Consider the following 13,469-nt stretch of genomic DNA (forward strand, 5'->3'; position numbering starts at 1 on the left):
CCATGGTCGTGCTCCCGGCCCGCCGCGCCCTCAAGGTCCTCGCGTACGTCGGGACCTGGCTGGTCCTGTCCGTGGCGATCGCGGGCGCGATCTTCCTGCACAGCGAGCGGACCGTCGAGATCGCCAGCCACGAGGCGCGCCTCAGTCCCAACTTCTCCGGTGAGGTCGTCGCGCGGCTCGGTCCGGTGCTGCCCGACCTGCGGATGCCGTCGGGCTCGCGGATCGGCGTCGAGGTCGAGCTGGGCAAGACCGACGCGGCGACGCTCGAGGAGCTGACGTCGCGCTACGCCGCGATCGCCTCCCAGCCCGAGGGCCAGATCGACGTCGCCCAGCGCACGGTCGAGGCGATGGCGCTCGCCGCACTCGTGCAGGGTGCCGTGCTGGGCGGCGTGCCCCTGCTGGTGTGGGCCCTGGTCGGCCGGGCGCGCCGCCAGCAGCTGTACGCCGCCTTGCCGACCCGTCGCGGGCTCGCCGTGTCGGGGCTTGCTGTCGCGCTCACGGTCGCGGCCGTCGTCCCGTACGGCTGGGGGCGCACCGACCTGCCGGCCGAGCACTGGATCTCGCTGCACGACTTCCTCGGCCCCGAGGTGCCGCTGCCGGACGAGCTGGACGGCGTCCAGGTGATGACGGACGCGACCACCGCCCAGTCCCGGCGGCTGATCGAGAGCGGCATCAGCAGCTATGACGAGAGCCTGAAGTTCTACTCGGAGGCCGCCGACGACGCGGCGATGCTCGACCTGCGCAAGCCCGAGGAGGGGGAGACCGTCGTCCTGCTCGTCTCCGACCGCCACGACAACGTCGGCATGGACAAGGTGGCGCGCGCGATCGGCGAGGCGGGCGGCGCGACGGCGGTGCTCGACGCCGGCGACGACACCTCGACCGGCAGCCGCTGGGAGGCGTTCTCGCTCGACTCGCTCGCCGCCACGTTCAAGGACCTCGACGGCCGGTGGGCGGTCGCGGGCAACCACGACCACGGCGGCTTCGTGCGCAGCCACCTCGAGGACCGCGGCTGGACCTACTTCGACGACGAGGTCATCGACGGCCCCGGCGGCTCGCGGATCCTCGGCGTCGACGACCCGCGCTCCAGCGGTCTCGGCGACTGGCGTGACCAGACCGGCCTGAGCTTCGGCGAGGTCGCCGACCTGCTGGCCGAGGCCGCCTGTGCCGCCGACGAGGACGGCGACCGGGTCAACACCCTCCTCGTCCACGACGCCAACATCGCCAAGCCGGCGCTGCAGCGCGGCTGCGTCGACCTCGTGGTCGGCGGGCACATCCACGTGCAGACCGGCCCCACCGCGGTCACGGCCGAGGACGGCCGGGTGGGGTACACGTACACGCTCGGCACGACCGGCGGTGCGGCGTACGCCATCGCCATCGGCAGCAAGCTGCGTCGACCGGCCAGCATCGGCCTGGTCACCTACCGCGACGGCCGGCCCGTCGGGATCCAGTCGATCACCCTGCAGCCCAACGGTCGCTACGACGTCGCGCCCTGGGCGCCGCTCACCTACTGAGCATTTCCGATCCGAAGTTTGGTGATGGTTCGCCGGGGTAGGTGCGTGTCGTTTTGTTGTGGGTGGCTCGGGATCGCCCTGACTCGAAAGGGAATCTCGTATGGGGAAGAGCCTGCTGCTCAAGCTCGGCAGTGCCGGCGTGGCCATCGTCGTGATGCTGGTGATCGTCGGCGTCAAGTACTTCGCGGCCGAGAAGGTCACGGAGAAGGTCGAGGAGGCCAAGGCGCCCAAGGTCGGTCAGTGCCTGATCATGACCGGGTCCAGCTTCGACGCCGACCACAAGGAGGTCGACTGCGCCGACGCCGAGGCGGTCTACGAGGTCGTGAGCGACAAGGGCGGCTGCGACGACGCCGAGCTCAACTACACGATCTCGGTCGGCAGCGTCGACAGCGGCAACGTCGCGGACCTGTGCCTGGCCCTGAACGCCGCGAAGGGCGACTGCTTCGACCTGGGCGGCATGTCCACGCCGGCGACGAAGGTCGCCTGCACCGAGGGCGCGAGCAACACCTCGGTCGTCAAGGTCGTCTCCGTCGGCAAGGCCGGCGAGCAGTGCGCCAACGGCGCGCAGCCGCTGGAGGACAAGAAGGAGAAGACGCTGGTCTGCCTCGGGCCGGCCGCCTGAGTCGAGCACCGTGCGCGGAACGGTCGGGTCTCTCGGGGCCTGACCGTTCCGCGTCGTACCGGACGAATCGGTCGTGGACCGCGCTGCGGGGCGACCATTTCGTCCGGTACGACGGCGCGGCCCTAGGCTGGGCCTGCTTTCCCCAGTTGGTCTGCCGGCAGGGCCCGCCTGACTTTGAATCAGGACAAGCGACGTAGGTTCGACTCCTACCTGGGGAGCTCAGTCATCCCGGTCGATCGCGACCTGGATCAGCCCGCCGATCATGGCGAGGTTCTTGAGCAGCTGGACCTGCTGCTGCTTGCGCGCGGCCGGGTCCTCGACCTTCCAGAACGCGTGACCGGCGAGGGTGGTCGGCACCATCGAGCCGATCAGTCCCAGCGCGGCGGTGCGCGGCAGGACGCCGGCCGCGATCGCCGCACCGCCGGCGGCCTGCGCCGCGCCGTTGGCGCGCACGACGAGGGTGTCGTCGTCGGGGATCGGTACGACGCCGCGCAGGGTCGCCAGCATCGGTCCCGCGGCGGCCACGCGGCCACCGGGGGAGCGCAGGGCGTCGACGCCGAGCAGGACGTAGGTGGTTCCGGTCAGCAGGCGGGCGAGCCGCCGGGCGGTCGTGCGCATGGTTCGAACCTACGCCCCCGGTGGGGGCGGCTCAGGCCGAGCGCGGCAGCGACATCGCCCTTCCCTCGGGCGTGAGGTAGGCACCGTCGTCGAACAGGATGACGCCGTTGCAGAGCCGGCACCAGCCCTGCTCGCTGTGGTCGGCGGTCACGTGGGCGGTGCAGCAGTTGGGGTCCCCGGCGGCCGGGCACTCGGGTGAGTGGTCACACATCGTCGTGCTCCCTTTCGATCGTTCACACTTTTCCATCTCTCGTGATACGCCTGATCGGCCGCAGATGCACGCTCTTTCGCCGAACTGTGGAAATCAGTCCAAGGACGTCGCGGGGAGTGGGGGGTGGGGAAAACCCCACCCCGGATCGGCAGGTCAGGCCCATCGAGCCGGGGGCGCGCGGTTCCTAGCGTCGGAGACACCAGATTCCGCACCCGGGGGACACCCGGGACACCGCTCAGGAGCAGCCATGTCCGACACCGCACTCGAGGTCCGGGACCTCACTCGCACCTACGGCACCGGCGACAACACCGTCGCCGCGCTCGCCGGCATCGACCTCGCCTTCCGGCGGGGCACGTTCACCGCCGTGATGGGGCCCTCCGGCTCCGGCAAGTCCACCTTCCTGTCGTGCGCGGCGGGCCTCGACACCCCGACCGGCGGCCGGGTGCTGGTCGGCGGCACCGACGTGACCGACTGGGACGAGGAGCGTCGTACCCGGCTGCGCCGCGAGCGGATCGGGTTCGTCTTCCAGGGCTTCCACCTGCTGCCGTACCTCTCCGCCGCCCAGAACGTCGGCCTGCCCAGCCGCCTCGCCGGCAAGCGCGTGGACCGCGAGCGGGTGCGCTACCTGCTCGACCGGGTCGGGCTCGCCGACCGGGCGCACCACCTGCCCGGCAGCCTGTCGGGCGGCCAGCAGCAGCGGGTCGCGATCGCCCGGGCGCTGCTCACCTCGCCGGACGTGCTGCTCGCCGACGAGCCGACCGGCGCGCTCGACTCGACCACGGCGCGCCAGGTGCTCGGCGTGCTGCGCAGCAGCGTCACCGACCTCGGCCAGACCGTCGTGATGGTGACGCACGACCCGGTCGCGGCGTCGTACGCCGACGAGGTGGTGTTCCTCGTCGACGGCCGGGTCGCGGGCCGGATGGCCCACCCGAGCGCCGATGCCGTCGCCGGCCAGATGGCCCACCTCGACGAGCTGGTGTCGGCATGAGCAGCGGGATGAACGCCCTCGCCCTGCGCAGCCTGCGCCACCGCCCCAAGGCAGCCGTCGCCACCTTCCTGGCGGTCCTGCTCGGCACGCTGCTCATCGGCTCCTTCGCGACCCTGGCGGAGTCCTCGGGCGCGGCCTTGGGCACCGACGCCGACACCCTCGTCATCCTCGGCGCCGTGGTCGGCGGCTGGGGTGCGGTGATTGTGCTCTTCTCGGTCGCCTCGACCGTGGGCATCACCACCACGCAGCGCGCCACGGAGATCGGCCTGCTGCGCACCATCGGCGCGACGCCCCGCCAGGCCCGGCGGCTGATCGCCCGCGAGACCGGCGCGATCGCCGTCGCCGCAGCCGTCGCCGGCGCCCTCCTCGCCTCCGTCGCCGGACGCGCACTCCTCGCGATGATCCGCTCCGGCGGGCTGGTCTCCGAGCGCACGACGTACGACGCCGGGCCGGCCTCGGTCGGCGGCGCCGCGCTCCTCGTCCTCCTCGTCTCCGCCGTCGCCGCGGCCGTGGCCGCGCGCCGCGCGACCCGTGGACCGGCCGGTGTGGTGGCCCGCGAGAGCGCCGGGGAGCAGGGCCGGATGCGCTGGTGGCGAGTGCTGGTCGCGCTGCTGCTCATCGGGTACGGCATCGCGATGGCCGTCATCACGATCACCGTGACCGCCCACGACGCCGACCCGTACGCCGCGATGTCGACCAGCGGCTCCAGTTCGATCCTCGTCGGGGTCGGCCTGGCCGTCCTCGCGCCGGTCCTGCTGCGCTGGGGCGCGGGCCCGGTCCGGCTGCTGGCCGGGGCCTCCGCGACGGCCCACCTGGCGTCGTACAACACCGCCCGCCGGGCGCACCTGCTCGCCGGCGTGCTCGCTCCCGTCATCGTGCTGACCTCGGCCGCCGTGGGCACCCTGATGCTCGTCGACATCGACCGGCGCACGCTGCCGGGCGGCAATGCCGACAGCGACACGATCAACCTGCTCAACAACGTGGTCGTCGGGATGGTGTCGCTGTTCGCGGCGATCATGGTGGTCAACGCGTTCATGGCGACCATCGCGCACCGTCGCGAGGAGCTGCACCGGCTGCGGATGCTCGGCGCCACGCCCCGCCAGGTGCGCGGCTCCGTGGTCGCCGAGGCGGGTGTCGTCGCCGCTGTCGGCGTCGTGCTCGGCACCGTCGCCGCCCTCACGACCGTCGTCCCGTTCGCGGTGGCCCGGCACGAGGGCGTGGTCCCGGACGGCGGCCTGTGGCTGGCGCCCGTGGTGGTCGCCGCCGTCGTCGCACTGACCCTGGGCTCGGCACGCGGTGCGGTCCGGGGCACGGCCCGGAGCGCGGTCCGATGACAGACTGGCCTGCGATGGACGCCACGGTGACGGTCGACGCACTGGCGGAGCGGCTCCGGCTCACCCTGCTCTCCGCCGGGTACGCCGCGTCCTTCGTCCCGTCGCTCCTGCTCGCGATCCTCACGCTGCTCTGCCTGCCGCTCGGGTTGGCCGGCGTCGGCTTCGTGCTGGCGCTGGCCGTGGTCCCGGCGACCGCTGCCCTGACCGCGGCGCACCGCCGGGTCAGCGGCCGGCTGCTGGGGGAGGGCATCGCGGCGTCGTACGCACCGGACCGTGGCGTCGCCCTGGTCCGTCCGGCGTACTGGCTGCGTGACCCGGCCCGCTGGCGGGACTTCGGGTTCCTGTGCTTCTCCGCGACCGGGGGCTTCGTCCTCTCGGTGCTGCCGCCGCTGCTGCTGACCACGCCGGTCTCCTGGCTGATCCTGGCGTTCACCGCGGGTGACTGGGCCTGGGTGCTGCTCCTCGTCTTCAGCGGGCCGCTGCTGCTGGCCTGGTGGGTCACCGTGGAGCCGCTGGCCAGCGCCCGCGCCCGTGCCGAGCGCGCCATCCTCGGCCACGACCGGGTCGCCGAGCTGGAGGAGCGGGTCGGGCAGGTCGAGGAGTCGCGCGCCGAGACGCTGGACCACTCCGCCGCCGAGGTGCGCCGCATCGAGCGCGACCTCCACGACGGGGCCCAGGCCAGGATCGCCTCGGTCGGGATGAGCGTCGGGCTCGCCGAGAAGCTGCTCCAGACCGACCCCGAGGCCGCTGCCGCGCTGCTGCGCGAGGCGCGGGAGACGACGATGGACGCGCTCGACGACCTGCGCTCCGTGGTCCGCGGCATCCACCCGCCCGTCCTCGCCGACCGCGGCCTGGCCGGCGCGATCGAGGCGCTGGCGGTCGCGGTGCCCGTGCCCGTCGCGGTCTCGGTGGCGGTGCCGCGGCTCCCCGCGCCGGTCGAGTCGGCCGCCTACTTCGCCCTCGCCGAGTGCCTGGCCAACACGGTCAAGCACGCGGCGGCGACCCGGGCGTGGGTGAGCGGGACGTACGACGGCGGCCGGCTGCGCCTCGTCGCCGGCGACGACGGGCGTGGGGGAGCGGACAGCGGCGGGTCCGGGCTGGCGGGGGTCGCGCGCCGGCTCGCCGCCTTCGACGGCATGCTGGCGGTCGACAGCCCCGCGGGTGGACCGACCACGGTCCGGATGGAGGTGTCGTGCCTGCCCCTCTGAGAGCAGTCCTCGCCGAGGACCAGGCGCTGCTGCGCGTGGGCCTCACCCGGATCCTCGAGTCCGGCGGGATCTCCGTCGTCGAGGCCGTCGACGACGCGCCCTCGCTGGCCCGGGCGCTGACCCGTGACGACATCGACATCGCGGTGGTCGACGTACGCCTCCCGCCGACGCACACCACCGAGGGGCTCGAGGCGGCGACGGCGGTGCGGGCCACGCGGCTGGCGTTCCCGGTGCTGGTGCTCAGCCAGTGGGTCGAGCCGCTCTACGCACGCGACCTGCTGGCCGGGGGAGAGGGGGCGATCGGGTACCTGCTCAAGGACCGGGTCGCCGACGTCGACGGATTCCTCGCCGCCGTCCACCAGGTGGCAGGTGGCGGCACGGTGCTCGACCCGGAGGTGGTCGCGGCGCTGGTGTCAGCCCGGTCGCGACCGCTGGACCGGCTCACCGACCGTGAGCGCGAGGTGCTCACCCTGATGGCCGAGGGCCGCTCCAACGCGGCCGTCGCGGCCCGGCTCGTGGTCACCGAGAAGGCCGTCGGCAAGCACATCAACAACATCTTCACCAAGCTCGACCTGCCCCAGGCCGCCGACGACAACCGGCGGGTGCTGGCGGTGCTGGCCTGGCTGGACGGGCGATGATGCCCGTCGATCACCCTCATCTAGGGTGGCCGCGTGAGCGACCTGACCGTGATCGTCCTCGCCGCCGGCGGCGGCACCCGCATGAAGTCGAAGACGCCGAAGGTCCTGCACCGCATCGGCGGGCGCACCATGATCGGCCACGTCCTGACGGCCGTCGCGGCCCTCGAGCCGGCCCGCCTGGTCACCGTCGTCGGCCACCAGCGCGAGCTGGTCGCTCCGCACGTCAGCGAGCGGTACCCCGACGCCGTGCTGGCGGTCCAGGAGGAGCAGCTCGGGACCGGGCACGCCGTACGGGTGGCGCTGGATGCGCTCGCCGACGCGCCGACGGAGGGCGTCGTCCTGGTCGCCAACGGTGACACCCCGCTCCTCGAGACGCAGACCCTGCGCGCGTTCGCCGAGGCTCACCGCGCCGCGGACGCAGCGGTCAGCATCCTGAGCGGGATCGTCGCGAACCCGTTCGGCTACGGCCGGATCGTGCGCGACGACGCCGGCGCCGTGCAGGCGATCGTCGAGGAGAAGGACGCCACCGACGCCCAGCGCGCCATCACCGAGATCAACTCCGGGATCCTCGCCTTCGACGCGGCCTACCTCGCCGACGTCATCGGCCGGATCGGCAACGACAACGCCAAGGGCGAGTACTACCTCACCGACGCGATCGGGCTGGCCCGTGATGCCGGCCTGGTCGTCGCCGCCCACGCGATCGAGGACGCGCAGCAGACCGAGGGCGCCAACGACCGCGCCCAGCTCGCCGTCCTCGGCCGCGAGCTCAACCGTCGCATCGTGACCCGCTGGATGGAGGACGGCGTCACCGTCATGGACCCGGCGACCACCTGGATCGACGCCGACGTGGTCCTCGCCCCCGACGTCACGATCCTCCCCGGGACCCAGCTCCTCGGCGCGACCGTCGTCGCCGAGGACGCCGTGGTCGGGCCGGACACGACCCTCGAGGACTGCGAGATCGGCACCGGCGCGCGCGTCGTACGGACCCACGGGCAGCTCGCCGTCATCGGCGCCGGCGCGTCCGTCGGACCGTTCGCGTACCTGCGCCCCGGCACCCTGCTCGGCGCCGACGGCAAGATCGGCACCTTCGTCGAGACCAAGAACGCCCAGATCGCCGACGGCGCCAAGGTCCCGCACCTGTCCTACGTCGGCGACGCCGAGATCGGCGAGGGCACCAACATCGGCGCCGGCACGATCTTCGCCAACTACGACGGTGTCAACAAGCACCGCACGGTCGTCGGCAAGCAGGCGAAGACCGGCTCCAACAACACCTTCGTCGCCCCCGTCGTGATCGGCGACGGCGCCTCGACCGGCGGCGGGACCGTCGTACGCCGCAACGTGCCGGCCGGCGCGCTCGCCGTCAGCGCCTCGCCCCAGCGCAACCTCGAGGGGTGGGTGGCCTCGCACCGGGCCGGCACCGCGCAGGCGGCCGCGGCGGAGGCTGCTGGGGCTGCTGTGGCGGGCGCCACGGGTGAACAGTCCGAAAACGGACCCGGACTTGGGGACGACCCCGCCGAGCGGGCAGAATCCTAGGTACCACCTTCGCCGACCAGGGGGAGTCACGCGCGTGAGCGGTCTGAAGCGGACGACCGAGAAGAACCTGATGGTCTTCTCCGGACGAGCACACCCCGAGCTGGCCGACGAGGTCGCCCAGATCCTCGACCAGGCGCTCGTCCCGACGTCGGCGTACGAGTTCGCCAACGGCGAGATCTACGTCCGCTACGAGGAGTCCGTGCGCGGCTGCGACGCGTTCGTGATCCAGAGCCACACCACTCCGATCAACGAGTGGATCATGGAGCACCTGATCATGGTCGACGCGCTCAAGCGCGCCTCCGCCAAGCGGATCACCGTGGTCATGCCGTTCTGGGGCTACAGCCGGCAGGACAAGAAGCACCGCGGCCGTGAGCCGATCTCGGCCCGCCTGATGGCCGACCTGTTCAAGACCGCCGGCGCCGACCGGATCATCACCGTCGACCTGCACGCCGACCAGCTCCAGGGCTTCTTCGACGGCCCCGTCGACCACCTGATGGCGCTGCCGATCCTCACCGACTACATCAAGGAGAAGTACGGCGACCAGGAGCTCGCCGTCGTCTCGCCCGATGCCGGCCGGATCAAGGTCGCCGAGCGCTGGGCGGCCCGCCTGGGCGAGGTGCCGCTGGCGTTCATCCACAAGACGCGCCGCACCGACGTCGCCAACGAGGTCGTCGCCAACCGCGTCGTCGGTGACGTCAAGGGCCGCATGTGCGTGCTGACCGACGACATGATCGACACCGGCGGCACCATCGTGAAGGCTGCCGAGGCGCTCATGGCCGACGGCGCCGCGGGCGTCATCATCGCCGCCACCCACGCGATCCTGTCCGACCCCGCGGTCGACCGGCTGAAGAACTGCTCGGCCACCGAGGTCGTCATCACCAACACGCTGCCCGTGCCGCCCGAGAAGCAGTTCGACAAGCTCACCACGCTGTCGATCGCGCCGCTCGTCGCCCGGGCCATCCGCGAGGTGTTCGAGGACGGCTCCGTGACGTCGATGTTCGACGGACATGCCTGAGCCGTTTGGCTCGCTTCGCTCGCATGTCGCGCCGCCTTGTGGCGCCGTTTCTTCCTCCCCCGCTCGCTCGTTCCTCGCTCGCTCCTCCGTCCAGAAAAGGCGGGCGGCGCGACGAGAATCAGCCGCACGTGATGCCTGAGCGCATCACATGCGGCTGAGTGTCTTCCGGCGCCCGACATGCGCGAGCGAAGCGAGCGCCAAACCAACACCGCGAGTCCTTCAGCGCATCGACCCGAGGTTGCCCAGCGGTCAGGCGTCCTCGAGACCCCGGACGAACTGGCCGAAGCCGGGGAGCGTGAACCGCACCAGGCCGTGACCGACCGGTTCGATCACGCCCTTCTCGATCAGCCGCTCCCGGGGGACGCTGATGGCGCGCGAGTCGACACCCATGCCGGCGGCGATCGCGGCGCGCGTGACGTTGCCGTCGCCGGCGGCGGCCATGGCGGCGAGGAAGCGCTGCTCGAGGCGGGAGGCGGCGCCCCACCGTGCCCGGTGCATCGCGGCGAGCTGGTCGCGGGCGACGGGCAGGCCACGCTTGACGTGGGCGAGCGTCAGTCGGGTGCCGGTGTCGGGGTCGGCGGCGTCCCAGGTGGTGGAGCCGAGGAGCTGGAGCAGGTACGGGTAGCCGCGTGACTCGGTGACGACGGCGGCCAGGGCGCCGTCGGTCCAGGTGACGCCCTCCGCCTCGGCGGGGGCGACCAGGGCGGCGCGGGCGTCGTCGTCGGACAGCACGTCGAGCGAGACGAAGGTGCTGCGCTCGCCGAAGGTCGCGGCCCGGGTGAGCGCCTCCGGGGTGACCGGCAGGCCGGCGGCGACGGTGGCGAGCGGGTTCTCCGTCCGCTCGCCGTCGAGGTTCTGCAGGGTGTTGAGCAGCACCGACATCTCGTCGGCCGAGGCCGTGTGGAGCTCGTCGAGGAGCAGGAAGAGGCCTGCCCCGCCATGACCGCGCACCGACGCCGCGGCGTCGTGGAGCAGTGACTCGAGCATGCCGATCGCGGCGTGCGGGGGAGCGGTCGCCGCCTCCTTGCGGGAGACCTCGGCCTGTACCTTGGCGCCGGGCAGCCCGACCTCCACGGTCAGCCGCTCGAGCTGCCCGCGCCATCGCGTGCCCGCAGGTACGGCGTCCGCCCGCTCGAGGGCACGGCCGACGCTGTGCGCGATGGCCGAGAGGACCGGCTGCTGCCGCGAGCAGGCCACCCAGGCGGTGACGAACCCCGCCTCGACGGCACCGCGCTGTGCGGCGCGCAGGAGCGAGGTCTTGCCGATGCCGCGCGGCGCGTGGAACACCATGAGCGGGCCGCCGAGCTCGCCGTACGTCGCCACCCTGGCCAGTAGGCCCTCGATGCGGCGCATCTCCACGGCGCGGCCGGCGAGGATCCGGGGGACCTGGCCGGGGGTGTAGGGATTGCTCGGCATGCCGCCTCCCGCGCGTGATACGTCTTTATACTTGGCCGAAGTATAAAGCGGTATCCCCTGGTGTCGAGGGCTCAGAGGTACGGGTCGGTGATCTCGCGCAGCGCTGCCAGGCTCTCCCGCAGCACGGCCATCCGGCGTGGGCCCAGGTGTGCCCGCCACTGCGCCTCGAGATGGCTCAGTGCCTCCATCGCCGCGGCGCGTGCCTGCTCGCCGCGACCGGCCACCCGGACCAGCCGGGCCCTCGCGTCGGTGGGATCCGGCACGCGCTCGACGTACCCGCCTGCCTCGAGCTGGTCGACCATGTAGCCGGCCGTCTGCTTGGTGACCTGGGCCGACTCGGCGAGCTCGGTCAGCCGGGACCCCGAGTCGGCGATCCGCGCGAACACCCGCGCCTGGGCGAGCGTCAGGTCGGCGAAGCCCTGTGCCGCGAGGTGCTCCAGCGAGGCGTTCTCGGCGTACCGGTACGGGATGAACAGCAGCAGCGGGGTGGGCAGGGGATCGGTCTCGGGCACGGCCGCTCCTTGACAAGATGGTCAGAATTTCTGACTATCACAGAGGCGAGACTAGCAAGCGAGGTGGCCGATGGACGTCGACACGGCGTGGGGACACACCCACGAGCAGCGCCGCTCGCTGGCGGACCTGCTGGCCGGGCTCGACGACACGGCCTGGGCCACGCCGTCGGTCTGCCCCGGCTGGACCGTCCGCGACGTCGCCGCGCACGTGATCTCCGTGCCCCAGATGACCTGGGGACCGTTCCTCCGCGCCTGCGTTCGCGGTGGCTTCTGGGTGCCGCGGGTCGGACTGCTCGAGGGCCGCCGACGTGGGCGGGCGGAGATCCCCGCCATCCTCGAGCAGTACGAGACGTACGACGGCTCGCGCGTCTCGACTCCGTTCACGGGACACCTCGAGCCGCTGATGGACGTCCTCGTGCACGTCCAGGACATCGTCCGCCCGCTCGGCCTGCATCGTGACGCGCCGCCGGAGGCGTCGGCGGCCGCCGCGGACACGGCGCTGCGGCTCGGTCTCTTCTTCGGTCGGCCCCGACTCGGCGGAGTCCGGATGGTCGCGATCGACGTCCCGTGGAGCCACGGACAGGGGGCTGAGGTGCGTGCACCGATGCTGGAGCTGCTGCTCCTGTGCACGGGTCGGGCGGCGGACGGCGCGCTGGTCGAGGGGGACGGCCGGTCGCTGGTCCGGCTGGCCTGATCGCACTCGCCCGAGCCTCAGTGGCGCCCGGCGACCGCCGCGAGTCCGTCGCCGCTCACCAGGTCGGGGTCGGGTGCCCGGCCGGAGGCGAGCATGAGCAGCTCCTGGATCGGGCCCGTGATCGTGGGCCCCTTGCCGCGGTCCCAGTCGATGTCGGTGGCGACCATCCGCACGCTGCGGACGAGCCTGCCGGAGCCCATCAGGAACGCGAGGCGCCGTACCCGGTCCGCGGCGACGGCCGCCGCCTCCGGAGCCATCGTGCGTCGTATGCCGAGGGGCCGGGCGATGTCCTGGTGGTGGAGGAGGGCGTCGATGAGCGGTTCGACCGAGGTGGTGGTCGGGACGTGGTGGGTGCTGGTCGCGAACCGCTCGAAGTCGCCGAGGATGCTCTCCCGGGTCTCGCGGGCGCCGAGCCGCTTCACCTCGCGGTAGATCATCGCGTTGTAGCCGCGGCCGAGGTTGCGCACGGTCATGCCGGGCATCTGGGCCCAGCCGATCTGAGGCGTGGAGATGACGTGGGCCGCGACGTCGTGGACGGTCCACCCCGGGCAGAGCGTGTCGTGCGCCCAGTCCGCAGGGTCGAGGTCGGCCAGGGTGGCGGCCAGCGCGGCGCGCTCGGCGTGGATGTGCGCCCAGATCGTGGCCTTGTCCATGTCGACTCCCCTTGGTCAGTCTCCCTGACTGATATGGTCAGTCTGCCTGACCAGTTCGTCAAGACCCAGGAGGCTGCTGCGATGCCCGAGCCGCACCCGGCCCTGCTGATGTTCATCGGCGCGCGGTACGTCGAGCAGCGGGTCGCCGACGCCGTCGTCGCGGCCGGCTACACGGACCTGACGCCCGCCATGGGCAGGGTCGCCGCGCGGTTGAGCGAGGACGGGATCCGGGTCACCGAGCTGGCCGAGCAGGCGCGGATCACCAAGCAGAGCGCGAGCGTGCTGGTCGACCAGCTCGAGCGCGGGGCGTACGTCGAACGGGTGCCGGACCCCGCCGACGCCCGGGCCCGGCTCGTGGTGATCGCGCCGCGGGGACGCGAGGTGCAGCGGGTCGCGCGCCGTGAGGAGCGGGCGATCGCGCGGGAGTGGACCCGTCACCTCGGGGCCGAGCGGATGGCGGCGCTCCAGGCGGCGCTGAGCGACCTGCGGGAGATCACCGACCCGTACCGGTGACGA

The 13,469-nt window shown here is 72.6% G+C and carries 15 protein-coding genes and 1 tRNA gene; 11 read left to right on the plus strand and 5 right to left on the minus strand.

The genetic code is table 11. The features are described 5' to 3' along the window. The first annotated feature begins 2 nt into the window (after positions 1-2). The 3 genes from BJ958_RS24825 (at position 3) to BJ958_RS24835 (ending at position 2,351) form a co-directional block, all read left to right on the plus strand. Positions 3-1,511, plus strand: a complete 1,509-nt coding sequence (locus BJ958_RS24825; protein WP_179729456.1) for a metallophosphoesterase — start codon at positions 3-5, stop codon at positions 1,509-1,511. A gap of 100 nt (positions 1,512-1,611) precedes the next feature. Next, positions 1,612-2,133, plus strand: a complete 522-nt coding sequence (locus BJ958_RS24830; protein WP_179729457.1) for an LppU/SCO3897 family protein — start codon at positions 1,612-1,614, stop codon at positions 2,131-2,133. 139 nt (positions 2,134-2,272) lie between these two features. Continuing rightward, positions 2,273-2,351, plus strand: a tRNA-Gln gene (locus BJ958_RS24835). Position 2,352: 1 nt separating this feature from the next. Here BJ958_RS24835 and BJ958_RS24840 read toward each other — a convergent pair. Both BJ958_RS24840 and BJ958_RS24845 read right to left on the minus strand, forming a co-directional pair. Beyond that, on the minus strand, positions 2,353-2,751 hold the full coding sequence (locus BJ958_RS24840) for a DoxX family membrane protein (RefSeq protein WP_179729458.1): 399 nt from the start codon (positions 2,749-2,751) through the stop codon (positions 2,353-2,355). A 31-nt stretch (positions 2,752-2,782) separates the two neighbouring features. Further along, positions 2,783-2,962, minus strand: coding sequence for a DUF5999 family protein (locus BJ958_RS24845; RefSeq protein ID WP_179729459.1), 180 nt, complete (start codon positions 2,960-2,962; stop codon positions 2,783-2,785). Between the two features lie 247 nt (positions 2,963-3,209). Here BJ958_RS24845 and BJ958_RS24850 point away from each other — a divergent pair, with 247 nt between their 5' ends. From BJ958_RS24850 to BJ958_RS24875, 6 genes are read left to right on the plus strand one after another with little or no spacing between them, the layout of a single operon-like run. Continuing rightward, positions 3,210-3,950, plus strand: a complete 741-nt coding sequence (locus tag BJ958_RS24850) for an ABC transporter ATP-binding protein (protein WP_179729460.1) — start codon at positions 3,210-3,212, stop codon at positions 3,948-3,950. Further along, positions 3,947-5,284 (plus strand): FtsX-like permease family protein, encoded by a 1,338-nt coding sequence (locus BJ958_RS24855; RefSeq protein ID WP_179729461.1) that lies wholly within the window; start codon positions 3,947-3,949, stop codon positions 5,282-5,284. Before BJ958_RS24850 ends, BJ958_RS24855 begins: the two co-directional genes overlap by 4 nt. Positions 5,285-5,298: 14 nt before the next feature. Beyond that, entirely contained in the window at positions 5,299-6,492 is a 1,194-nt protein-coding gene (locus BJ958_RS24860) for a sensor histidine kinase (RefSeq protein WP_218865964.1), read from the plus strand. Next, a complete protein-coding gene (locus tag BJ958_RS24865) occupies positions 6,477-7,130 on the plus strand; it encodes a LuxR C-terminal-related transcriptional regulator (protein WP_425489789.1) in 654 nt (217 codons plus the stop codon). Before BJ958_RS24860 ends, BJ958_RS24865 begins: the two co-directional genes overlap by 16 nt. A 33-nt stretch (positions 7,131-7,163) precedes the next feature. Next, positions 7,164-8,663: a bifunctional UDP-N-acetylglucosamine diphosphorylase/glucosamine-1-phosphate N-acetyltransferase GlmU gene (gene glmU, locus BJ958_RS24870; RefSeq protein WP_179729463.1), complete on the plus strand. Its 1,500-nt coding sequence runs from the start codon at positions 7,164-7,166 to the stop codon at positions 8,661-8,663. A gap of 34 nt (positions 8,664-8,697) precedes the next feature. Continuing rightward, positions 8,698-9,678 (plus strand): ribose-phosphate diphosphokinase, encoded by a 981-nt coding sequence (locus BJ958_RS24875; protein ID WP_179729464.1) that lies wholly within the window; start codon positions 8,698-8,700, stop codon positions 9,676-9,678. Between the two features lie 249 nt (positions 9,679-9,927). Here the strand turns inward: BJ958_RS24875 and BJ958_RS24880 are convergent, their stop codons facing one another. Together BJ958_RS24880 and BJ958_RS24885 are read right to left on the minus strand one after the other, a co-directional pair. Next, the gene (locus BJ958_RS24880; protein ID WP_179729465.1) at positions 9,928-11,094 is read right to left on the minus strand and encodes an ATP-binding protein; all 1,167 of its coding nucleotides are present in this window, start codon (positions 11,092-11,094) and stop codon (positions 9,928-9,930) included. 71 nt (positions 11,095-11,165) lie between these two features. After that, a complete protein-coding gene (locus BJ958_RS24885; RefSeq protein ID WP_179729466.1) occupies positions 11,166-11,606 on the minus strand; it encodes a MarR family transcriptional regulator in 441 nt (146 codons plus the stop codon). A gap of 70 nt (positions 11,607-11,676) precedes the next feature. On the opposite strand from BJ958_RS24885, the gene BJ958_RS24890 reads away from it, so the two are divergent. Continuing rightward, positions 11,677-12,300, plus strand: a complete 624-nt coding sequence (locus BJ958_RS24890; RefSeq protein WP_179729467.1) for a maleylpyruvate isomerase family mycothiol-dependent enzyme — start codon at positions 11,677-11,679, stop codon at positions 12,298-12,300. Between the two features lie 17 nt (positions 12,301-12,317). On the opposite strand, the gene BJ958_RS24895 is transcribed toward BJ958_RS24890, so the two are convergent. After that, positions 12,318-12,953 carry a maleylpyruvate isomerase family mycothiol-dependent enzyme gene (locus BJ958_RS24895; RefSeq protein WP_179729468.1) on the minus strand — a complete coding sequence of 212 codons (636 nt, stop codon included), beginning with the start codon at positions 12,951-12,953 and terminating at the stop codon, positions 12,318-12,320. A 33-nt stretch (positions 12,954-12,986) separates the two neighbouring features. On the opposite strand from BJ958_RS24895, the gene BJ958_RS28850 reads away from it, so the two are divergent. Further along, positions 12,987-13,466: a MarR family winged helix-turn-helix transcriptional regulator gene (locus BJ958_RS28850; RefSeq protein ID WP_281367204.1), complete on the plus strand. Its 480-nt coding sequence runs from the start codon at positions 12,987-12,989 to the stop codon at positions 13,464-13,466. Positions 13,467-13,469 lie beyond the last annotated feature (3 nt).

Origin of the sequence: Nocardioides kongjuensis, assembly GCF_013409625.1 — a bacterium.
Taxonomy (GTDB): Bacteria; Actinomycetota; Actinomycetes; order Propionibacteriales; family Nocardioidaceae; genus Nocardioides; species Nocardioides kongjuensis.

What these genes read in the sequence shown, in the direction of transcription:
- BJ958_RS24825 (WP_179729456.1), top strand. Translation starts at nt 3, where the DNA reads ATGGTCGTGCTCCCGGCCCGCCGCGCCCTCAAGGTCCTCGCGTACGTC.
- BJ958_RS24830 (WP_179729457.1), top strand. Translation starts at nt 1,612, where the DNA reads ATGGGGAAGAGCCTGCTGCTCAAGCTCGGCAGTGCCGGCGTGGCCATC.
- BJ958_RS24840 (WP_179729458.1), bottom strand. Translation starts at nt 2,751, where the DNA reads ATGCGCACGACCGCCCGGCGGCTCGCCCGCCTGCTGACCGGAACCACC.
- BJ958_RS24845 (WP_179729459.1), bottom strand. Translation starts at nt 2,962, where the DNA reads ATGTGTGACCACTCACCCGAGTGCCCGGCCGCCGGGGACCCCAACTGC.
- BJ958_RS24850 (WP_179729460.1), top strand. Translation starts at nt 3,210, where the DNA reads ATGTCCGACACCGCACTCGAGGTCCGGGACCTCACTCGCACCTACGGC.
- BJ958_RS24855 (WP_179729461.1), top strand. Translation starts at nt 3,947, where the DNA reads ATGAGCAGCGGGATGAACGCCCTCGCCCTGCGCAGCCTGCGCCACCGC.
- BJ958_RS24860 (WP_218865964.1), top strand. Translation starts at nt 5,299, where the DNA reads ATGGACGCCACGGTGACGGTCGACGCACTGGCGGAGCGGCTCCGGCTC.
- BJ958_RS24880 (WP_179729465.1), bottom strand. Translation starts at nt 11,094, where the DNA reads ATGCCGAGCAATCCCTACACCCCCGGCCAGGTCCCCCGGATCCTCGCC.
- BJ958_RS24890 (WP_179729467.1), top strand. Translation starts at nt 11,677, where the DNA reads ATGGACGTCGACACGGCGTGGGGACACACCCACGAGCAGCGCCGCTCG.
- BJ958_RS24895 (WP_179729468.1), bottom strand. Translation starts at nt 12,953, where the DNA reads ATGGACAAGGCCACGATCTGGGCGCACATCCACGCCGAGCGCGCCGCG.
- BJ958_RS28850 (WP_281367204.1), top strand. Translation starts at nt 12,987, where the DNA reads ATGGTCAGTCTGCCTGACCAGTTCGTCAAGACCCAGGAGGCTGCTGCG.